The organism is Lysobacter sp. BMK333-48F3 (assembly GCF_019733395.1).
Classification (GTDB): Bacteria; Pseudomonadota; Gammaproteobacteria; order Xanthomonadales; family Xanthomonadaceae; genus Lysobacter.
Window position 1 is genome coordinate 4,739,477 of sequence record NZ_JAIHOO010000001.1, and the last position, 20,880, is coordinate 4,760,356.

13 protein-coding genes and 3 tRNA genes are annotated in these 20,880 nt (G+C 69.1%); 5 read left to right on the top strand and 11 right to left on the bottom strand.

The annotated features are described in order from the left end of the window. Nucleotides 1–8 precede the first annotated feature (8 nt). The 4 genes from kdpB (at nucleotide 9) to K4L06_RS20440 (ending at nucleotide 6,652) form a co-directional block, all read left to right on the top strand. Nucleotides 9–2,075, top strand: coding sequence for a potassium-transporting ATPase subunit KdpB (gene kdpB / locus K4L06_RS20425; protein ID WP_221673130.1), 2,067 nt, complete (start codon nucleotides 9–11; stop codon nucleotides 2,073–2,075). A gap of 79 nt (nucleotides 2,076–2,154) precedes the next feature. Then, nucleotides 2,155–2,760, top strand: a complete 606-nt coding sequence (kdpC, locus tag K4L06_RS20430; protein WP_221673131.1) for a potassium-transporting ATPase subunit KdpC — start codon at nucleotides 2,155–2,157, stop codon at nucleotides 2,758–2,760. Between the two features lie 458 nt (nucleotides 2,761–3,218). Next, a complete protein-coding gene (locus tag K4L06_RS20435; protein ID WP_221673132.1) occupies nucleotides 3,219–5,936 on the top strand; it encodes a sensor histidine kinase KdpD in 2,718 nt (905 codons plus the stop codon). Beyond that, complete coding sequence (locus K4L06_RS20440; protein WP_221673133.1) at nucleotides 5,933–6,652, top strand: response regulator; 720 nt, start codon at nucleotides 5,933–5,935, stop codon at nucleotides 6,650–6,652. The genes K4L06_RS20435 and K4L06_RS20440 overlap by 4 nt, the downstream gene beginning before the upstream one ends. Before the next feature lie 474 nt (nucleotides 6,653–7,126). Here K4L06_RS20440 and K4L06_RS20445 read toward each other — a convergent pair whose 3' ends face one another. The 9 genes from K4L06_RS20445 to lexA all read right to left on the bottom strand — a co-directional run bounded on the left by K4L06_RS20445 (nucleotide 7,127) and on the right by lexA (nucleotide 14,953). Continuing rightward, entirely contained in the window at nucleotides 7,127–7,474 is a 348-nt protein-coding gene (locus K4L06_RS20445; RefSeq protein ID WP_221673134.1) for a DUF6717 family protein, read from the bottom strand. Between the two features lie 145 nt (nucleotides 7,475–7,619). Continuing rightward, a tRNA-Arg gene (locus K4L06_RS20450) sits at nucleotides 7,620–7,696 on the bottom strand. A gap of 716 nt (nucleotides 7,697–8,412) precedes the next feature. Continuing rightward, a tRNA-Arg gene (locus tag K4L06_RS20455) sits at nucleotides 8,413–8,489 on the bottom strand. 126 nt (nucleotides 8,490–8,615) lie between these two features. Next, a tRNA-Ser gene (locus K4L06_RS20460) sits at nucleotides 8,616–8,708 on the bottom strand. Between the two features lie 75 nt (nucleotides 8,709–8,783). Continuing rightward, complete coding sequence (gene csrA / locus K4L06_RS20465; protein WP_064748080.1) at nucleotides 8,784–8,987, bottom strand: carbon storage regulator CsrA; 204 nt, start codon at nucleotides 8,985–8,987, stop codon at nucleotides 8,784–8,786. Between the two features lie 144 nt (nucleotides 8,988–9,131). Beyond that, on the bottom strand, nucleotides 9,132–11,765 hold the full coding sequence (gene alaS / locus K4L06_RS20470) for an alanine--tRNA ligase (protein WP_221673135.1): 2,634 nt from the start codon (nucleotides 11,763–11,765) through the stop codon (nucleotides 9,132–9,134). Nucleotides 11,766–11,929: 164 nt separating this feature from the next. After that, on the bottom strand, nucleotides 11,930–12,421 hold the full coding sequence (gene recX, locus K4L06_RS22680; RefSeq protein ID WP_255595753.1) for a recombination regulator RecX: 492 nt from the start codon (nucleotides 12,419–12,421) through the stop codon (nucleotides 11,930–11,932). A 591-nt stretch (nucleotides 12,422–13,012) separates the two neighbouring features. Further along, nucleotides 13,013–14,038 carry a recombinase RecA gene (recA, locus tag K4L06_RS20480; protein WP_221673137.1) on the bottom strand — a complete coding sequence of 342 codons (1,026 nt, stop codon included), beginning with the start codon at nucleotides 14,036–14,038 and terminating at the stop codon, nucleotides 13,013–13,015. 267 nt (nucleotides 14,039–14,305) lie between these two features. Beyond that, nucleotides 14,306–14,953: a transcriptional repressor LexA gene (lexA, locus tag K4L06_RS20485; RefSeq protein ID WP_221673138.1), complete on the bottom strand. Its 648-nt coding sequence runs from the start codon at nucleotides 14,951–14,953 to the stop codon at nucleotides 14,306–14,308. Between the two features lie 120 nt (nucleotides 14,954–15,073). Between lexA and K4L06_RS20490 the strand changes: the two genes are divergently transcribed. Then, nucleotides 15,074–16,015, top strand: coding sequence for a helix-turn-helix domain-containing GNAT family N-acetyltransferase (locus tag K4L06_RS20490; protein WP_221673139.1), 942 nt, complete (start codon nucleotides 15,074–15,076; stop codon nucleotides 16,013–16,015). A gap of 196 nt (nucleotides 16,016–16,211) precedes the next feature. Here the strand turns inward: K4L06_RS20490 and K4L06_RS20495 are convergent, their stop codons facing one another. Both K4L06_RS20495 and K4L06_RS20500 read right to left on the bottom strand, forming a co-directional pair. Continuing rightward, nucleotides 16,212–16,712 carry a CinA family protein gene (locus K4L06_RS20495; protein ID WP_221673140.1) on the bottom strand — a complete coding sequence of 167 codons (501 nt, stop codon included), beginning with the start codon at nucleotides 16,710–16,712 and terminating at the stop codon, nucleotides 16,212–16,214. A gap of 1,399 nt (nucleotides 16,713–18,111) precedes the next feature. Next, entirely contained in the window at nucleotides 18,112–20,604 is a 2,493-nt protein-coding gene (locus K4L06_RS20500; protein WP_255595369.1) for a TonB-dependent receptor, read from the bottom strand. Nucleotides 20,605–20,880: the final 276 nt, after the last annotated feature.

Genomic DNA, 20,880 nt, shown 5'->3' on the forward strand with positions numbered 1-20,880 from the left:
AAAGCCTTATGAACGAACAAGTCCATCTCGGAGCACAGCGCCGCCAGAGTGCGGTCGCCGGTCTAGACGCCGCCGGCCTGCGCGCAGCGATGCTCGAATCCTTCGTCAAACTCTCCCCGCAACATGCGATCCGCAGTCCGATCATGGCGGTGGTGCTGCTCGGCACCGTGCTGTCGGCGCTGATCACGATCTTCGTCCCGGGCCACCTCGTCTTCGGCGCCGCGGTCACCGCGATCCTGTTCGTGACCGTGCTGTTCGCCAACTTCGCCGAAGCCGTCGCCGAAGCGCGCGGCCGCGGCCAGGCCGCTTCGCTGCGTGCGGCGCGGCGCGACCTGGTCGCGCGCAAGCTCGACACCGTCGGCCGCAACGAAAGCCGGGTGGCGGCGTCGACGCTCAAGCCCGGCGACCGGGTGATCGTCTCGGCCGGCGAGCTGATCCCGGCCGACGGCGAGATCGTGAGGGGCCTGGCTACGATCAACGAATCGGCGGTCACCGGCGAGTCCGCGCCGGTGCTGCGCGAGGCGGGCACCGACCGTTCCGGCGTCATCGGCGGCACCAAGGTGCTGTCCGACGAGATCGTGATCGAGGTCAGCGCCGAGCCCGGCCACAGCTTCCTCGACCGCATGATCGCCCTGGTCGAGGGCGCCAACCGGCAGAAGACCCCGAACGAAATCGCTCTGACCATGCTGCTGGCGGCGATGACCCTGACCTTCCTGATCGTGGTCGCGACCCTGCCGCTGTTCGCCGGCTTCGTCGGCGCCAAGCTCGACCCGCTGCTGCTGATCGCGCTGCTGGTGTGCCTGATTCCGACCACCATCGGCGGCCTGCTGCCGGCGATCGGCATCGCCGGCATGAACCGCGCGCTGTCGGCCAACGTGCTGGCGAAGTCCGGCAAAGCGGTGGAAGTGGCCGGCGACGTCGACGTGCTGCTGCTCGACAAGACCGGCACCATCACCCACGGCGACCGCCAGGCCACCGCCTTCCATCCGCTGGCCGGCATCGAGCGTTCGCAGTTGCGCGACGCCGCCCTGCTGGCCTCGCTCGCCGACCCGACCCCGGAAGGCAAGTCGATCGTGCGCCTGGCGCGCGAGCAACACAGCGCGGTGCCAGAACCCGAGCGCGCCGACTACCTCCAGTTCACCGCGCAGACCCGCATGTCCGGCGTCGACCTGCCGCAGGACTACGAGGGCGGCGCACGCTCGATCCGCAAGGGCGCAGGCGATGCGATCGGCAACCATGTGCGCTCGCTCGGCGGCGAAGTCACCCCCGAACTGGCGGCGCGCATCGAGCAGGTCGCGCGCGGCGGCGCCACCCCGCTGGTGGTCGCCGAGGGCCGCTACGTGCTCGGCGTGGTCGAGCTGTCGGACGTGGTCAAGCACGGGGTCAAGGAGCGCTTCGCCCGGCTGCGGGCGATGGGCGTGCGCACGGTGATGATCACCGGCGACAACCCGCTCACCGCCGCGGCGATCGCCGCCGAAGCCGGCGTCGACGACTACATCGCCGAAGCCCGGCCCGAGGACAAGCTGGCGCGGATCCGCGCCGAGCAGGCCGGCGGCCGGCTGGTGGCGATGGTCGGCGACGGCACCAACGACGCCCCGGCGCTGGCCCAGGCCGACGTCGGCCTGGCGATGAACTCCGGCACCCAGGCCGCCAAGGAAGCCGGCAACATGGTCGACCTGGATTCGGACCCGGCCAAGTTGCTGGCGGTGGTCGAGGTCGGCAAGCAGCAGTTGATCACCCGCGGTGCGCTGACCACGTTCTCGCTGGCCAACGACGTGTCCAAGTACTTCGCCATCCTGCCGGCGCTGTTCGCCGCCGCCATCCCGCAAATGGCCGCGCTCAACGTCATGCAGCTGTCCAGCCCGACCAACGCGGTGCTGGCGGCGCTGATCTTCAACGCCGTCATCATCCCGGCGCTGATCCCGTTGGCCCTGGCCGGGGTGCGCTTCAAGCCGGCGACCGCAGTGGCCCTTCTGCGCCGGAACATGCTGGTCTACGGCCTCGGCGGCGTGTTGTTGCCGTTCGTGGCGATCAAGCTCATCGACATGGCGCTGGCCGCGGTCGTCCGGTTCTGAACGCCTCAAGCCCCTCTCCCGTTGGCGGGAGAGGGGTTGGGGTGAGGGCCGCGCCCTCGCAACATCAAGGAACACTCGAATGAACGCACAACCCACCCTTCACGTCATCGACGACCGCGCCTCCCTGCGCGCCCCGCTGCTGTTCGCCGTGGTTTCGCTGCTCGGCTTCGGCTTCGCCTACTCGCTGGTCGGCACCGCCATCGGCCGCGCCGCGTTCCCGTCGCAGGCGACCGGTTCGATCGTCGAGCGCGACGGCCGCGCCGTCGGCTCGGCCCTGGTCGCCCAGCCCTTCGTCGACGCACGCTACTTCCAGCCGCGCCCGTCGGCGGCCAAGTACGACCCGATGGCCGCCTCCGGCAGCAACCAGGCGCGCAGCAATCCGGACCTGCGCAAGCGTCTGGCCGAAGAAACCGCCACGATCGCCGCACGCGAAGGCGTGCTGGCGGAGAAAGTCCCGGCCGAGCTGGCCACGCAGTCCGGCGGCGGGCTGGACCCGCACATCTCCCCGGCCTCGGCCGAGGTCCAGGCCATGCGCGTGGCCCAGGCGCGCGGACTCAGCCTGTCGGCGATGGATGCGCTGATCGCCCAGCACACCGAAGGCCCGCAGTTCGGACTGCTCGGCGAGCCGCGGGTCAACGTATTGCAGCTCAACCTGGCCTTGGATGCGGCGCAGGCGGCGCGCTGAGGGAGCAAAGGCAAATCCCCCCTCCCCCCCTTTTTCAAAGGGGGGAATGCTTCGGGCGGATGCTGCAGGGTTTGAAGTACGCCGCTCCTGCCGTTGCCTCAATGAAAACGGAGGGAATGCTTCGGGCGGATGCTGGGGGATTTGAGGCACGCCGCTCCGGCCTTTGCCTCATTGAAAGGAGGGAACGCTTCGGGCGGATGCTGCGGGATCTGAAGCGCACCGCTCCGGCCGTTGCCTCATTGAAAGGAGGGAACGCTTCGGGCGACTGCTGCGGGATCTGAAGCGCACCGCCCCGGCCGTTGCCCCCTTTGAAAAAGGGGGCGGCGCTCGCGCAGCGGGCGCGGGGGATTTGCTGTTGCTGTTGCTGTTGCTGTCGCCTCCCACGCCCCAAGCAACGCCCCGAACCGCGCTCCCCATCCAACTACACACTCCTCACTCGCCCGGCGCACAATCTCCCCATGAGCGACCCCCGCAGCGCCCAAGCCGATGCCCTGATGGGCGAACTGCAGCGCCAGGGCGCCGGTCGGCTGACCATCTTTCTCGGCGCCGCGCCCGGCGTCGGCAAGACCTACGCCATGCTCGGCCGCGCGCGCGAACTGCAGCGGCGCGGCAGCGATGTCGCGGTCGGCGTGGTCGAGACCCACGGCCGCGCCGAAACCGCCGCCCTGCTCGACGGCCTCGACCTGCTGCCGCGCAAGCGCATCGACTACCAGGGACGCACCCTGGAGGAACTCGACCTCGACGCCGTGCTGGCGCGCCGCCCGCAGTTGGCGCTGATCGACGAACTCGCCCATCGCAACGCCCCGGGCAGCCGTCACGAGCGGCGCTGGCAGGACGTGCTGGAGCTGCTCGACGCCGGCATCGACGTCTACACCACGGTCAACATCCAGCATCTGGAAAGCCTCAACGACGTGGTCCACCGGATCACCGGCGTGCGCGTCAGCGAAACCGTGCCCGATGCGCTGTTCGACCGCCTGCGCGACATCGTCCTGGTCGACCTGCCGCCGCGCGAGCTGATCGAGCGCCTGCAGCAGGGCAAGGTCTACGTGCCCGAGCAGGCCGCGCACGCGCTGCAGGCGTTCTTCTCGCCGTCCAACCTCACCGCCTTGCGCGAGCTGGCGATGCAGACCGCCGCCGACCGGGTCGACAGCGACCTGCGCGAGGCGCAGACCGCGCGCGGCCTGCCCGGCCTGCCCTTGCGGCGCGCGGTGATGGTCGCGGTCGACGGCCTGGGCCAATCCGAATACCTGGTGCGCGTGGCCCGGCGTCTGGCCGAACGCCGCGACGCGCCCTGGCTGGCGGTCACGGTGCAGACCGGCGGCGCGCCCGATGCCCAGCGCCAGGGCGAACTCGACCGCGCCTTCGCCCTGGCCCGCCGGCTCGGCGGCGAGGCGGTGGTCCTGCACGGCAACAGCATCGTCGACGCCCTGCTCGACCATGCCGAACGCTCCGGCGTATCGACGATAGTCCTGGGCCGCACCCGCGAACGGCCGCTGGCGCGGATGGTCAACCGCACCCTGACCCAGCAGCTGATCCAGCGCGGCGCCCACTACGAGCTGACCATCGTCAGCACCCCCGAGGCGCGCGCCCGCGCGCGCCGTTCGCTGCGCGACAGCGGCAGCCGCCTGCGCGGCCTGCTCAGCCGCAGCGACGCCGCCTTGGCGGTAATCGCCAGCGCCGCGGCGACCGCGCTGGCCGCGGTGGCCGAACGCTGGATCGGCCTGGACGACCTGTCGCTGGTGTTCATCGTCGCGGTGGTGATGGTGGCCGCGCGCACCCGCATGACCGCGGCCGTGCTCGCCTCGGCCCTGTGCTTCCTCGCCTACAACTTCTTCTTCATCGAACCGCGCTACACCTTGCTGATCGGCGCCAGCCAAGGCGTGACCACGGTGACCCTGTTCCTGGTCGCGGCCCTGGTCGCCGGACGCCTGGCGTCCAAGCTGCGCATGCAGGTGCTGGCGCTGCGCGCGGCCAATGCCCACGCCACCGAGCTGCAGACCCTCGGCCGCGAGCTGGCCACCGCCGCGGACGCGGGCCAGGTGGTGCGCGCCGGCAAGCGCGCGCTCAAGCGCTCGCTCGGCGCCGAGGTGTTCGTCTACGTCGGCGCCGCGCCGCTGGCCGGACCGGACCTGCCCGAACTCAGCGACAAGGACCGCGCCGCCGCCGACTGGGCGCTCAAGCATCGCCAGCCCGCCGGCCGCTACACCGACACCCTGGCCGGCTCGGACTGGTGGCTGCTGCCGCTGAGCGGCGACGCCGGCAAGCCGGGCGCCGGCCTGGTCGGATTGCGTTTCGCGCCCTCGTTGACCCGGCTCGGGCCGGAACAGCGCCGGCTCGCCGAAGCCATGACCGACGACATCGCCCAGGCGGTGCTGCGCACCCGCCTGGTCGCCGACCTGGAGGACTCGCGGGTCAGCGGCGAGACCGAGCGCCTGCGCTCGGCCCTGCTGTCCTCGGTCTCGCACGACCTGCGCTCGCCGTTGGCCTCGATCATCGGCGCCGCCAGCAGCCTGGATCACTACGCCGAGGCGATGCCGCGCGAAGACCGCCATGCCCTGCTCGATACGATCCGCATCGAAGGCGAGCGGCTGGACCGCTACATCCAGAACCTGCTCGACATGACCCGGCTCGGCCACGGCGGCCTGGCCCTCAACCGCGACTGGATCGGGGTCGACGAACTGATCGGCTCGGCGGTCTCGCGCCTGCAACGCTACCAGCCCACGGCACGCTTCGAACTGCGCATCGAACCCGGCCTGGGGCCGATCTGGGTGCATCCGGCGCTGATCGAACAAGCGCTGTTCAACGTGTTGGAAAACGCGGTCAAGTTCTCCCCGCCCGACGCGCCGGTAACGGTGGACGCGCGCCGCATCGACGGCGAACCCGGCGGCCCCGACCGGCTGCTGCGCATCGACGTCAGCGACCGCGGCCCCGGCATTCCCGAGGACGAGCGGGCGCGGATTTTCGACATGTTCTACAGCGTCGAGCGCGGCGACCGCGGCCGCCAGGGCACCGGCCTGGGCCTGGCGATCTGCCAGGGCATGATCGGCGCGCACGGCGGCAGCGTGGTCGCCCTGCCCGGCCAGACCGACGCCCAGGGTCGCCGCGGCACCACGATCCGCATTACCCTGCCGCCCATCGAACCCGAACCCAAGGCCGCCCCCGCCCCCGCGCCATGACCGAGGACCACGCCTCCCATTCCGCCGCCGCGCCCGCGCGCGTGCTGGTGATCGACGACGAACCGCAGATCCGCAAGTTCCTCGACATCGCCCTGCGCGCGCAAGGCCATGCGGTGGAACTGGCGGACAGCGGCAACGCCGGCCTGGAAAGCCTGGCCACGCGCGGCGCCGACCTGGTGATCCTCGACCTCGGCCTGCCCGACCGCGACGGCCACGACGTGCTGCGCGAACTGCGCCAATGGTCCGGCGTGCCGGTGATCCTGCTGACCGTGCGCTCCAGCGAGGCGGAGAAGGTCGCCGCACTCGACGGCGGCGCCAACGACTACGTGACCAAACCGTTCGGCGTGCAGGAGCTGATGGCGCGCGTACGCGCCCTGTTGCGCGCGCACGGCGCCCAGGGCGAGGCCCTGCCGGTGTTCGACGACGGCCGCCTGCGCATCGACCTGGCCCGGCGCGAAGTGCATCTGCACGGCGAACCGGTGACGCTGGCGCGCAAGGAGTACGCCCTGCTGGCGCTGCTGTTCCAGCACGCCGGGCGCGTGGTCACCCAGCCGCAGTTGCTGCGCGAACTGTGGGGACCGACCCACCAGGAAGACACCCACTACCTGCGCATCCTGGTCGGCAAGCTGCGCCACAAACTCGGCGACGACGCCGCCGCGCCGCGCTACATCGCCACCGAACCCGGCGTCGGCCTGCGCTTCATCGACAAGCGCTGAGCCACCCAACGCCACCACCTCTTGTAGGAGCGGCGCAAGCCGCGACAGCCGAAGCGGTGTACGCAAGCGCAAACATCCGAAGCCCGGTTGCCGGATGGCCGGACGGATTTCCAGGACCAACCGACGCAGCGGCGCCCCCCTTGTAGGAGCGGCGTAAGCCGCGACAACCGCAGCGGTGCACGCAAGCGCAAGCATCCGAAGCCCGATGGCCGGATGGCCGGACGGATTTCCAGGATCAACCGACGCAGCGCCGCCCCCCTTTGTAGGAGCGGCGTAAGCCGCGACAGCCGCAGCGGTGTACGCAAGCGCAAACATCCGAAGCCCGGGTGGTCGGATGGCCGAACGGATTTCCAGGATCAACCGATTGTCCGGCCTTCGGCGGCCACGCTTGCGTACACCGCTGCGGTGGGTCACCGCTTATGGCCGAAGGACTCCCGTGGAACACCGCTCCTACGGCAAGCGGCTTGCGCGCGCTCAACCGCGCTTGGCGCGGAACTGGGCGTACAGCTTCGGCGGCGGCGCCTCGAAATAACGCAGCAGCGCCGGGCACAGCCAGCCTTCCATGCCGATCGACTCGCTGCGGTACCAGTTGCCGCTGAGGTCGGCGCGCAGCCATTCCAGTTCGAGCTGGAAGCCGGGAAACGGCTGCGCCGAGAACAACAGGGTGAAGCCGTCCTGCGCACCTTCGATGCTCGCGACCATGCGATCGATGATGTCGTCGGCACCGGACACGAACGGCTCCTGGCTCAGGCCGACCGCGGCGTCGTCGAACACCCACATGCCGTGGGCCTGGTAAGGATGGATGGCGACGATGGCGTTCATGATGAGTTCCCGCGCTGAACCGGAATCGGCAGGCCTGCCTCTCGGGGTCGCGCCGGTCGCATCGCCCGCGGGCGCAACGATACGCTGCGTTGGCGCGACGGACAAAGAAAAACCCGGCAATCTCGCGATTGCCGGGTTCGAAAAGTGGCGCGCCCGGAAGGATTCGAACCTCCGACCCCCAAGTTCGTAGCCTGGTGCTCTATCCAGCTGAGCTACGGGCGCCCTAAGGCGGAGGATTATGCCGCGGAATTCGCGCGACGGGAAGCGCTGTTCGCGAATGCGCGCCAACGCCCCGCGCAACGCCAGGATGCGCACGGTCCGCTTCGCCGAGTCGGAGAGCATGGCGCGCGCACGTACGCCTCGGGCATCAGGCCTTGTTGCCGCACGCAATCGCAGCGCCCTTCTTGTCGCAGCGGCGTCCCACGGGATTCCTCCGGTCATGAGCCGCGACCACCGTGGCGGTGTACGCGAGCGGTCGACCGAAACTTGGCCTCATGACACGCAGCCCGAGCGCCCGGCCGACCTGATGTGGCACCAGCAGGCGCCCCTGTAGCAACGGCGTCCCACGGGACTTCCTCCGGTCACGAGCCACGACCACACGTGGCGGTGTACGCGAGCGTTCGACCGGAAAGCCCGGACCAGTGGCGCGCGCCCCTCCGCGCCCGACCTGCCGGGCTTAGAGAGTTGCGCTGTCGTGCGTCGCTGCGGCGGTCGCGGCTGACGCCGCTCCTACAGGGGAAAGGACGACGGATCGATAACCGCGGCGGCGAATCGAATCGGGACGGGTCGAATCGGACCGAACCGGACCGAACCGAACCGAACTCGGCGAATCCCCAGGCCGGATAAACCCGCTGGCCGATTCGGGAATCCGGAATCGGAAACAGAATCGGAATAAAAGAAAAAGCCGGCAATCTCGCGATTGCCGGCTTTCCTGATAATGGCGCGCCCGGAAGGATTCGAACCTCCGACCCCCAAGTTCGTAGCCTGGTGCTCTATCCAGCTGAGCTACGGGCGCTTAGTTGAAAAATTATGACGGACGAACCGCTTTCCGTCAACACTCTTCGAACTTCTTGCCGACTCGACCGTGTCGCGCTGGACGGGCCGGCAAATAAAAGCCGCCGAAGGCGGCTTTCGGTACAACTGGCGGAGAGTGAGGGATTCGAACCCTCGATAGAGCTTTTGACCCTATACTCCCTTAGCAGGGGAGCCCCTTCAGCCTCTCGGGCAACTCTCCGCATCGATGAAGCAATGCGGGCGGGAAGCATAACGGCTCACCCAGTCCACGGCAACGTCTTGCGGCGATTTTTTTTTAACCGCCGCTGTTTTTGCCCGAATCGTCCGACGCGTCCTCGCCGCGCTGAATGCGCTGATAGATTTCCTCGCGATGGACCGCGACATCTTTGGGTGCGGTAATACCGATGCGCACCTGGTTACCCTTGACGCCGAGCACGGTGACCGTCACCGAGTCGCCGATCATCAGGGTTTCGCCGACGCGACGCGTCAGGATCAGCATTGAAAACCTCCTCGAGCCGGCACCGCGGTGCCGGCGTTGGCATTCTTTTCCACTAGGACGAATGCTTCAATTTGTACACAAACGTGAACCATCTTAGCGACCGGCCAAACATGGTCGCAAGCGATAGGGATCACTGTTCGCCGTTCAGACAAGCCTACTCTCAACCCAATGGGCGACGCCCGCAAGAGCCGTCGACAATGCCGGGCCGTCGTCGCCGCCGCCCTGCGCCATGTCGGGGCGTCCGCCGCCTTTACCGTTGATCTGACTGGCCACGTGCGAGAGGAGTTCCCCCGCCTTGACCCTGCCAGACGCGCTTCCGTTCACACCGGCGACCAAAGCCGCCTTACCGTCGCTGGCTCCCGCCAGCACGATCACCGCGTCGCCAAGCTGCTGCTTGAGGCGGTCGACCGCCTCGCGCAACGCCTTGGCGTCGAAACCTTCCAGGCGGGTCGCCACGATCCGGACCCCGCCGACCTCGATCGCCGAAGCGGCCAGGTCCGCGGCGGCGCCGGAGGCGGCCTTGGCCTTGATCGCCTCGAGTTCGCGCTCGAGTTTCTTCTGTCGATCCAGCAGCGCGCGCAGCTTGTCGGCCACGTCGGCTGCATTGCCGCCGAGCAGGCGCGCGGCCTGCTCCAGGCGTTGTTCTTCCTCGGCCACGTAGTCCAGCGCGCCCTGCCCGGTCACCGCCTCGATCCGGCGCACGCCGGCCTGGACGCCGCCTTCGGAGACGATCTTGAACAGACCGATGTCGCCGGTGCGCGACACGTGGGTGCCGCCGCACAGTTCGGTCGAGGCCTCGCCCATGCGCAGCACCCGCACCTGGTCGCCGTACTTTTCGCCGAACAGCGCCATCGCGCCGAAGTCCAGCGCTTCCTGCATGCCCATCTGGTGCACTTCGGCGGCGTAGTTGCGGCGCACGTCGGCGTTGACCTGGCGCTCCAGCTCGGCCAGCTCGGCATCGCTGAGCGGATTGAAATGCGAGAAGTCGAAGCGCAGGCGGTCCGGAGCGACCAGCGAGCCCTTCTGGGTCACGTGCTCGCCGAGCAGGCGGCGCAGCGCCGCGTGCAGCAGATGGGTCGCCGAATGGTTGAGCACGGTCGCGGCGCGGCGCGCCGGGTCGACCGCGCCGAGGACGCGATCGCCGACCTTGAGGCTGCCGGCGGTCAGGCGACCGACGTGGCCGTGGAACTGGCCGGCGAACTTCAGCGTGTCGTCGACCGCGAAGCGGGTGCCGGCTTCGTCCAGCTCGCCGGTATCGCCGACCTGGCCGCCGCTTTCGGCGTAGAACGGCGTGCGGTCGAGGATCACCGCGCCTTCGTCGCCGATGCGCAGTTCGTCGACGGCGACGCCGTCGCGGATCAGCGCCACGACCTGCAGGCCGCCTTCGGTCAGGCGGTCGTAGCCGAGGAACTCGGTCGGCGCCAGGCGCGCGGCGACTTCGGCCGGCATCGCGGTCTTGTTGCCGAAACCGCCGCCTTCACGACTCTTACGCTGCTGCTCTTCCATCTCGGTTTCGAAGCCGGCCATGTCCACCGACAAGCCGCGCTCGCGCGCGATGTCGCCAGTGAGGTCGGCCGGGAAGCCGTAGGTGTCGTAGAGCTTGAACGCGTCCTTACCCGCGATGGTGCCGCTGGAGCGCGCGGCGATCTCGTCGAAGATGCGCATGCCCGAGTCGAGGGTCGCGGCGAAGCGCTCTTCCTCGGCGGCAAGCGCGGCGGCGACGAAGTCGGCCTTGGCGGCCAGCTCGGGATAGGCCTCGCCCATCACCTCGACCAGCGCCGGCACCAGCTTGTGGAAGAACACGCCCTTCTGGCCGAGCATCCAGCCGTGGCGCAGGGCGCGGCGGATGATCCGGCGCAGCACGTAGCCGCGGCCTTCGTTGGACGGCAGCACGCCGTCGACGATCAGGAAGGAACAGGCGCGGATGTGATCGGCGATCACCCGCAGCGACTTGTTCTCCAGATCGGCGGTGCCGGTGGCCTCAGCCGCGGCCGCGATCAGACGGCGGAACAGGTCGATCTCGTAGTTGCCGTGCACGCCCTGCAGCACCGCCGCCAGGCGCTCCAGGCCCATGCCGGTGTCGACGCACGGCGCCGGCAGCGGCACCAGGCTGCCGTCGGGCTGGCGGTCGAACTGCATGAACACCAGGTTCCAGATCTCGATGTAGCGGTCGCCGTCCTCGTCCGGCGAGCCCGGGGGGCCGCCGGCGATGTGCGCGCCGTGGTCGTAGAAGATCTCGGTGCACGGGCCGCAGGGGCCGGTGTCGGCCATCTGCCAGAAATTGTCGGAAGCGAACGGCGCACCCTTGTTGTCGCCGATCCGGACGATGCGCTCGGCCGGTACGCCGATCTTCTTGTTCCAGATCTCGAAGGCTTCGTCGTCGGTCTGGTAGATCGTGACCAGCAGGCGCTCGGCCGGCAGCTTCCACACGCCGGTCAGCAGCTCCCAGGCCCAGACGATCGCGTCTTCCTTGAAGTAGTCGCCGAACGACCAGTTGCCGAGCATCTCGAAGAAGGTGTGGTGGCGCGCGGTGTAGCCGACCTGGTCGAGGTCGTTGTGCTTGCCGCCGGCGCGCAGGCAGCGCTGCACGTCGGCCGCGCGCACGTAGCCCGGCTTCTCGCTGCCGAGGAACACGTTCTTGAACTGGACCATGCCCGAGTTGGTGAACAGCAAGGTCGGGTCGTTGGCCGGCACGAGCGGCGCCGACGGCACGATGGTGTGGCCCTTGCCTCGAAAGAACTCGAGGAAATCGCTGCGGATTTCGGTGGTCGTCTTCATGCCTGGGATAATCGCCTGGTCGGGAGCGCGGCGCTCGACCGAACCCATGCCACCATCTATGGAGGCATCGACTGGAACAGGCAACCCGGGGACCCGAAAGCCGGTAAGCCTAGCAGGCTGCGGGCCCTAATGCGCAAGGGTTCGACACAAAAGTGTCCGGGCGTTCAGTCCGGGTCTCGGGAACGATTCGCATTACGCGCGGTTTCGCCATCGAAGCCCCGCCGCAGCAGCAGGTCGGCGGCCTTGCGCCGCAGCCGGGGATCGGCCCAATGCGCCTCGCCGAAGCGGCGCTGGACCAGGTCGCGGGCGTTCTCGAGCCAGTCGCCCTCGTAGGCGGCCAGGGCCGCGGCTATGGCTTCGGCGGGCAGGCCGTGGGTGGCCAGTTCGGCACGGATGTGCAGGGGCCCGTATCCGTTGCCGGCGCGACTGCGGACCAGGCTTTCGGCGAAGCGCTCGTCGTTCTGCCAGCCGGCTTCGGCGAGGCGGTCGACCGCCTCATCCACTTCGCCTGCGTCCAGGCCGCGGGATTTGAGCTTGCGGGTCAGCTCCTTGCGCGAATGCTCGCGCCGGGTCAGCAGGCCCAGGGCGCGCTGGGTCGGGCTCTGTTCGCGGCCGCCGCGACGACGCTCGCGCCGCAGCGGCTGGTCGTCGAACAGGCCGACGAAGGACGCGTCGCCGACGGAGGGATCGAAGCCCTGATCCGGTTCGCTGGCCGCTGCGGAATCCAGGCCGGAGGGGCCGGCCGCGGAGCGTAGGCCGCCGGACGCGTCGGCATCGAACCACGCCGGCTCCGGATCTGCGAACGGGTGCGGCTGCGGCCGGGGGCGAACCGGCACCCCGACGTCCCGGCCCGCGGCGCCCGCACGAGGTGGCGCCGACTGCGCCGTACGCGGTGCCGGGCGATGGGCTCGTGCCGCCGAGGGCCCGCCCGCGTCGCCGGGGGCGGAAGTGGCGTCGGCAGACCGGGCAGGCCCATCGCCGACGAGCTCGTCGGCCACGAGCCCGTCGGCCGCGAACTCATCGGAAGACGCCGCCAGACGTGTGCCGGCGTGCTCACCCGACGCGGCCTGAGCGGAGCGCCCGGCCTCGATCGCGCGGATCCGCGCGCGCAAATCGTCGCGCCGCCGCGCCGCGGCCGCGTCGGCATCCGGCGGGAGGTCGCCCTGCCCCGCCGGCGCGTCGCTGCGGCCGCCGCGGCCGCCGGAGGAATGACGATCCGCCGCCATCGCTGTCGCCGGCTAGGCCGCTCAGTCCTCGCCTTCTTCGCTGCGCGAAGCTTCGCCGGGGACGAACTTCTCGCGCAGCGCCGCTTCCAGACGCGCGGCCATCTCGGGGTTTTCCTTGAGGTACTGGCGGGCGTTCTCCTTGCCCTGGCCGATGCGCTCGCCGTCGCAGCTGTACCAGGCGCCGGACTTCTCGACCAGCTTGGCGTCCACGCCCATGTCGATCAGCTCGCCCTCGCGCGAGATGCCCTCGCCGTAGAGGATTTCGGTGACGATCTGCTTGAACGGCGGCGCCAGCTTGTTCTTGACCACCTTGATCTTGGTCTGGTTGCCGATGATCTCGTCGCCCTTCTTGATCGAACCGATGCGGCGGATGTCCAGGCGCACCGAGGCGTAGAACTTCAGCGCGTTGCCGCCGGTGGTGGTTTCCGGACTCTGGCCCGGCATCATCACGCCGATCTTCATACGCAACTGATTGATGAAGATCACCAGCACGTTGGAGCGCTTGATGTTGCCGGTCAGCTTGCGCAGCGCCTGGCTCATCAGGCGGGCCTGCAGGCCGGGCAGCTGGTCGCCCATTTCGCCTTCGATTTCGGCCTTCGGGGTCAGCGCGGCGACCGAGTCAACCACGACCATGTCGACCGCGGCCGAGCGCACCAGCATGTCGGCGATTTCCAGCGCCTGCTCGCCGGTGTCGGGCTGCGAGACCAGCAGGTCGTCGATGTTGACCCCGAGCTTGGCGGCGTAGATCGGGTCGAGCGCGTGCTCGGCGTCGATGAAGGCGGCGGTGCCGCCGTTCTTTTGGCACTCGGCGATGGCCTGCAGGGTCAGGGTGGTCTTGCCCGAGGACTCCGGACCGTAGATCTCGACCACGCGGCCCTTGGGCAGGCCGCCGATGCCCAGGGCGATGTCGAGCATCAGCGAGCCGGTGCCGACGACCTCGGCGGCCTCGACCGCGCGGTCGCCCATGCGCATCACCGAGCCCTTGCCGAACTGCTTCTCGATCTGGCCCAGGGCCGCCGCAAGCGCGCGCTTCTTGTTCTCGTCCATCGTGGTGTCCTTGCTAAGTCTTGTCGTGGTGGGGGTACGTTAGAGGGCTCGTATCGCAGAGACTGAGATCGTGGCGCCTGGATTCAAGTTATCTGCGCCGGCCGGTGCCGACTGCCGGGAAACCGCCGCGTCCAGGGTCGGAATTATCCGCGCCGCGGCCCAGGAAACCGCGCCCAGCGCACGCTGCGCGGCATCGGCGGCATGCACCGCGGCGTAATCGCGCGGCGAGCCGTAGCGGTCGTAGGCGGGATCGGCGCAGCCCATGGCTCAACGGTTCGGCCGCACCAGCCCGCAGTACAGGCCTTCGATCGCGAAGTCCTGGTCGGGCTGGACCTCGATCGGCGCATAGTCGGGGTTGCGCGGCAGCAGGCGGATGCGGTCCTTGCCGATCTTGAGCAGCTTGACGGTGATTTCGTCGTCGATGCGCGCGACCACGATCTGGCCGGAACGCGCGTCGCGAGTGCGGTGCACGCCGATCAGGTCGCCGTCGAAGATGCCCTCGTCGCGCATCGAATCGCCCTTGACCTTGAGCAGGTAGTCGGGCGACGGGAAGAACATGTTGCGGTCGAGCAGGACGTAATCGTCGGGTTCGACCCCGGCGCCGGCGCCGATCGGCGCGCCGGCCGCGACCCGCCCCAGCACCGGCAGGCGCAGGGCTTCTTCGTTGGCCGGGGCCAGGCCGAGTTCGCGCTGGGCCGGCGGCGGCGGTTGCAGAACGCGGATGGCGCGGGCGCGGCCGGGCACGCGTTCGATCGCGCCGGCCGCCTCGAGCGCGTCGAGGTGGTACTGCGCGGCGCGCACGCCCTTGAAACCGAAGGCCTTGGCGATCTCGGTCTGCGACGGCGGCAGGCCTTCGGCGTCGATGCGCTCGGCGATCAGGGCCAGGATGGCTTGCTGGGTGTCGGTCAGGCTCATGGTTAGTAGTAATACTACTAACTCACGAGGCGGGCAAGGCCGCTCGTCCGCGAATTAATTGACTAAGTCAAATATATCCTGCAATTTGGCGGCGTCCCGCCCTCCTCGCGAGCCGCCGCCATGCCCCCCGAAATCGCACCCGCCCAGGTCGATGCCGTCCGTGCCTTCAACCGCTTCTATACCCGCCGCATCGACGTGCTGCGCGAGGACCTGCTCGACAGCCCCTACACCCTGACCCAGGCGCGGGTGCTGTTCGAACTGGCCCAGCGCGAACCGGTGGCGGCGCGCGAAATCGGCGAAACGCTGGGGCTGGATCCGGGCTATCTGAGCCGGATCGTGCAGGCCTTCGTCGACGCCGGGCTGGTCGAGAAGCAGCGCAGCGAACACGATGCGCGCAGCTTCGCGCTGCGCCTGACCGGCTCGGGCCGCAGCGCCTTCGCCGCGCTCGACCGCAGTTCGCACGCCGCTACCGCGGCGATGCTGGCTGCGCTGTCGCCGCTGGACCGCGACCGTCTGCTGCGCGCCATCGCCGAAGCCGAGCGCGCGCTGACCCCGCACGCCTTGCCCGCGCCGCAGCGCTTGCGCATCCGCGCGCACGCGGCCGGCGACATCGGTTGGGCGATCGAGCGTCACGGCCGCCTGTACGCCGAGGAGTACGGCTGGAACCACGAGTTCGAGGCGCTGGTGGCGCAGTTGTTCGCCCAATTCGCCGCGCGCCACGACCCGGCCCGCGAGCGCTGCTGGATCGCCGACATCGACGGCGAACGGGTCGGCTGCGTGTTCCTGGTCGCCCATGCCGACGACCCGACCGTGGCCCAGTTGCGCTGTCTGCTGGTGGATCCGCGCGCGCGCGGCCTGGGAGTGGGCCGGCGCCTGGTCGATACCTGCCTCGGCTTCGCCCGCGAGGTCGGTTATGCGCGAATGCGGCTGTGGACCAACGATGTCCTGGCCTCGGCGCGGCGCATCTACCAGGCCTGCGGTTTCGCCTTGATCGAAGAGAACCCGCACCGCAGTTTCGGCCACGACCTGGTCGGGCAGGTGTGGGAACGCGCGCTGGATTGACGGGAATCGCGCATCGCCGAGGCGTGCCGACCGCAGTGGTGCCGGCGGCGTCGGGGTGCGGCGTCGGGCCGGATAACACAGTCGAATTTGGCCGAGACCCTCGGCCGGCAGGCGCGCCGCGACCTGGCGCGGCGCGATCGCCGGGCACGCCGCGCGGTCTCGCCGCAGTGCCTCGACGATGCCTGCCCTGCCCGGCTCAGACCGTCAGCGCTTCCAGCCCGCGCAGCGCCGCAGCGACGGTCTGGCGCCGCACCGCCTCGCGGTCGCCGTCGAAATGGAAGGCTTCGGCGCGCGGGTAGCCGCCGCGGCGCTTCCAGGCCAGCCAGACCGTGCCGACCGGCTTGTCCTCGGTGCCCCCGCCGGGCCCGGCGATGCCGGTGACCGCGACCGCGACGGTGGCACCGGTGTTGGCCAGGGCGCCGGAGACCATTTCGATCACCGTCTCGCGGCTGACCGCGCCGAACTGTTCCAGGGTCTGCGGGCGCACGCTCAGCAGGGCCTGCTTGGCCTCGTAGCTGTAGGCGACGATGCCGCATTCGAACCAGGCCGAGGAGCCGGCGATGTCGGTCAGGGTCTTGGCGATCCAGCCGCCGGTGCAGCTTTCGGCGGTGACCAGCATGTGGTGATTGAGGCGGGCGGCTTCGCCGATGCCGGCGGCGAGCGCCTGCAGGGCGGGATCGGAGGTCTCGGGCGTCATGGCCGCCACTATAGCCGGCGCGGCGCGGCGGGCTTTGCTGGGTGGGGCGACTGGCCGGGTCGCCGGTCGCGCCGGGCCTGAGCGCAGTAACCGCGCCCTGCCCGGCTGACGGCGCGAGACCGCAACCGCGCGGCCGCGGCTTGTGACCGAAGGAAATCCCCGTGGGACGCGGCTCCGACCCGTGAAACAACAACGTCGCATCAGCCGTTGCCATTGCCATTGCCGTTGCCGTTGCCGTTGCCGTTGCCGTTGCCGTTGCCGGAAAGAGCTTGGCGCAGAACCGGCCTCGCGGGAACGCCCTGAAGCCCCGGAGGGCGGGCCGCATGGATGCGGCCCGTGCGCAGCCAGGCCAGGGATGGCCTGTGCGGAGCAGCCCCGCGCAAGCTGCGTCCCATAGTGGCTTTTGATTCGAAACAGCCATGGCGTTTTCTTTGGTTACTTTCTTTGTCGCCTTGGACAAAGAAAGTGACCCGGCCGCTTGCGGACGGAAGCTTTGCTTTGGAGCTTTCGAACGACGAACGCCGCGAGACCGCAAGAGCGCGGTCGCGGCTTACGCCGCTCCTACTGGGGGCATAGGACAAAGACGCGGCTAGATTGAACGATAACGGTCGCGACTTGCGCCGCTCCTACAGGCGATGGCCCTGGGCTTCGATCGATGGCGTCGGCCTTGGATCTTCTGCGCGTCCCGTGGTCGCGACTTGTGACCGTAGGAAATTCCGTGGGACGCGGCTCCTACCCGGAAAGCGACATCGTTGCGCCTGCCGTTGCCGTTGCCGTTGCCGTTGCCGTTGCCGTTGCCGTTGCCGTAAAGAGCTTGGCGCAGAACCGGCCTCGCGAGAACGCCCTGAAGCCCCGGAGGGCGGCCCGCAGGGATGCGGGCCGTGCGCAACCAGGCCAGGGATGGCCTGTGCGGAGCAGCCCCGCGAAAACCTCGTCCGATAGTGGCTCTTGATTCGAAACAGGAATGGCGTTTTCTTTGGTTACTTTATTTGTCGCCTTGGACAAAGAAAGTGACCCGGCCGCTTGCGGACGGAAGCTCTGCTTTAGAGCTTTAGAGCTTTAGAGCTTTGGAGCTTTGGAGCTTTGGAGCTTTCGAAGCCTTCGAACGACAGACAGCGCGAGACCGCAGCAGCGCGGTCGCGGCTTACGCCGCTCCTACAGGGGCACAGGACAAAGACGCGGCGAACGGGCGGGATGGCGGTCGCGGCTTGCGCCGCTCCTACAGGCGATGGCCTTGGGCTTCGATCGATGACGTCGGCCTTGGATCTTCTGCGCGTCCCGTGGTCGCGGCTTGTGACCGAAGGAAATCCCTGTGGGACGCCGCTCCTACAGGGGGAAGCGGCTCGATCAGGCGAGCGAAGCGGGCGCGACCGGAAGGCCCGGTCGCGCCGCGGTGCGGTCAGTACATGACCCGCAGGGTGACGCCATAGGTGCGCGGGGCGCCGAGGAAAGCGTTCCAGGAGCCGGTCTGCAGCGGCGCGTCGAAACCGACCTGCTTGTATTCCTCGTCGGTCAGGTTGATCGCCCAGGCCTCGACCATCCAGCGCCGGTTCTTGGCGCCGATGCCGAGCCGGGCGTTGACCACGGTGTAGGCGTCCTGGCCCTTTTCCGGATCGAGGTCGGAACCGGTGTTGTAGTCAGAGGAGAACTTGGCGCCGAGGTGGGCGCGGCCGACCAGGTCGGGGCCGAAGTCCCACTGGTAGGTCGCCGAGGCCGAGGCCGACCACAGCGGCGCGAAGCTGGCGCGCGAGCCGGGCAACTTGGCCAGGTCGGCGTCGGGCAGCGGGTCGTCGCCGTAGCGGGTGTCGGCGTACATCAACCCGCCCTGCAGCATCAGCCCCTTGAGCCCGGTCTGCCACAGGATCTCGGTGTCGATGCCCTGCGACACCACTTCCGGAATCGAGCGCACCACGAAGCTGGTGCCGAGGAAGCTGTTGAGCTGGAAGTCGCTGTAGGTCTGGTGGAACAAGGTCGCGTTGAGCAGCAGGTTGCCGCCGGCCCAGGTGGTCTTGGCGCCGAGCTCGTAGCTGTCGACGAACTCGCCCGGGAACGAGGTGTCGTTGACCGGAGCGATGCCGGCGGTGCCCGAGGACAGGCCGTTGGAAGACTGCACCCGGTCCAGGTTGAAGCCGCCGGCCTTGTAGCCGCGCGCGGCCGAGGCGTAGCCCATGACGTGCTCGTTCCAGCGGTAGGCCGCCTTGAGCGTGCCCGACCATTCCTTCTCGTCGCGCTCCTGGTTGGTGGTGCGGCCGTTGTGCAAGGTGTTGGCCCAGGGCAGGCACATGAAGCCGATCACTTGCGGGACCAGCGCCGCGCGCGCCGCCGCGGGCACGCCGCGCGCGGCCAGGGCCGCGCCGACCCGGGCCGGGTTGGCCATCGCCGCGCCGCAGCCGAGGCCGCCGTTGGGATTGCTGTAGACCGAGTCCAGTTCCTTGTTCTCCTTGGTGTAGCGCAGGCCCAAGGTGATATCCAGCGCGTCGGTCGCGTGCCAGGTGTTGTTGGTGAACAAGGCCACGCTCTTGCTGTTCTGGTCGTAGCGATCGAGCGCGCCCAGGCCGCCGAAGTTGCTGCCGAACGGCCGCCCGCTGGCCTGCGACAGGAAGGTCGCGGCGTTGGCGGTGTTGACCACCCCGGCCGGGAAGCGCGCGGCGATCTGGCTCAGCACCGCGGTCGACAGGTAAGGCTCGTAGTGCGCGCCCAGGCTGTAGGAGTCGTGGCGCTTGAGGTCTTCGTCGGAATAGAATAGGCCGACCATCCAGTCCAGCTTGTCGGTGGCGCCGGTCAGGCGGAACTCCTGGCTGAACTGCTTGAAGCCGGTGAAGGACTCGTCCGAGTCGGGGTTGCGGTAGATCATGTCGGCCGCGGTGAAATCGAAGTCCAGGCCGTTGATCGCCTGCCAGTCGCGCGAGGCGGTGATCGAGGTCAGGGTCGCGCCGCCGAACCAGGGCGTGATCCAGTCGACCTGGGCCGACACGCCCTTGTCCTTGATGTCCTGGGTGGTCGGCCGGTTGCTCCAGGCCACCCGCGCGAACGGGTCGGCCACCGGCGCCACGCCGACGCCGCCGACCAGGGCGTTGATGATCGCCGCGGTCGGGCCGCGCACCGTGGTCAGGCCGACGCAGCAGTTCTCCTCGCGACTGGTGTAGTCGGCGATCAGGTTGATGTCCAGGTTCTCGGTCGGCTCGAGCAGCAACTGGGCGCGGACGGTGTGGAAGTTCTGGTCGCCGTCTTCGCGCTCGCGTCGCGGGCCGCGGCCGATCTCGACGTCGGTGAAGCCGTCGCGCTTGCGCTTGGCGCCGTAGATGCGGAATGCGGCGTTTTCGCCGATCGCGGTATTGAACGAGGCGGCGGCGCCGAGCGCGCCGTAGTTGCCGATGGTCAGCTCGCCTTCCAGCGTGGTGTCGTAGCTGGGCCGACGGGTGATGACGCTGATCACACCGGCCGAGGTGTTCTTGCCGAACACCGTGCCCTGCGGGCCCTTCAGCACCTCGATCCGCTCGATCTCGCCGAGGTCGCCGAAGCCGACGCCGTTGCGCGGCCGGTACACGCCGTCGACGACCACCCCGACCGAGGACTCCAGGCCGGCGTTGTCGCCGACCGTACCGATGCCGCGGATGCGCGCCACCGTCTGCACCTCGCTCTGGGTGCTGGTCACGGTCAGGCCCGGCACCAGCATCTGCGCATCCTTGATGTCGCGCACGCCGCTGTCCTGGATCAGCTGTTCCGGCAGGGCGGTGATCGCGATCGGTACGTCCTGCATCGCCTCCTCGCGCTTCTGCGCGGTGACGGTCAGTCCGGCCAGGGTCTTGGCCTCGGTATCCTCCGCGGCGGCCGGCGCCTGTTGCGCCTGCACGTTCGCGGCGAACGCGGCCATGCTCAAGGCGATGGCCAAAGACAGGGACCTACGGGCCGGCGGGCGAGCGATCATTGAGTTTTTCCCCTTGATGGCGAACGACGATTCGAGTTCGGCGACGCGGACCGCGGCCGCGACGCGCGGCGTCGTGGCATCCGGAGCGGCTCGCATCACAGATCGTTACGTAATTCGGAAGCGATGGCGGCCGCCGTGCTGAAGCGTGCGTGCGGCCGTGCCGTCGAAACTAGCACGACGATCACAACCAGCGTGCCGCGGCGCAACACCCGCGTCGCGCGGAACGCAGTCCTCAGGGGT

Excerpts from the sequence above, each read along its gene's own strand:
- kdpB (WP_221673130.1), top strand. The coding sequence starts at position 9 with ATGAACGAACAAGTCCATCTCGGAGCACAGCGCCGCCAGAGTGCGGTC.
- kdpC (WP_221673131.1), top strand. The coding sequence starts at position 2,155 with ATGAACGCACAACCCACCCTTCACGTCATCGACGACCGCGCCTCCCTG.
- K4L06_RS20435 (WP_221673132.1), top strand. The coding sequence starts at position 3,219 with ATGAGCGACCCCCGCAGCGCCCAAGCCGATGCCCTGATGGGCGAACTG.
- K4L06_RS20440 (WP_221673133.1), top strand. The coding sequence starts at position 5,933 with ATGACCGAGGACCACGCCTCCCATTCCGCCGCCGCGCCCGCGCGCGTG.
- K4L06_RS20445 (WP_221673134.1), bottom strand. The coding sequence starts at position 7,474 with ATGAACGCCATCGTCGCCATCCATCCTTACCAGGCCCACGGCATGTGG.
- csrA (WP_064748080.1), bottom strand. The coding sequence starts at position 8,987 with ATGCTGATCCTGACGCGTCGCGTCGGCGAAACCCTGATGATCGGCGAC.
- alaS (WP_221673135.1), bottom strand. The coding sequence starts at position 11,765 with ATGAAGACGACCACCGAAATCCGCAGCGATTTCCTCGAGTTCTTTCGA.
- recA (WP_221673137.1), bottom strand. The coding sequence starts at position 14,038 with ATGGACGAGAACAAGAAGCGCGCGCTTGCGGCGGCCCTGGGCCAGATC.
- lexA (WP_221673138.1), bottom strand. The coding sequence starts at position 14,953 with ATGAGCCTGACCGACACCCAGCAAGCCATCCTGGCCCTGATCGCCGAG.
- K4L06_RS20490 (WP_221673139.1), top strand. The coding sequence starts at position 15,074 with ATGCCCCCCGAAATCGCACCCGCCCAGGTCGATGCCGTCCGTGCCTTC.
- K4L06_RS20495 (WP_221673140.1), bottom strand. The coding sequence starts at position 16,712 with ATGACGCCCGAGACCTCCGATCCCGCCCTGCAGGCGCTCGCCGCCGGC.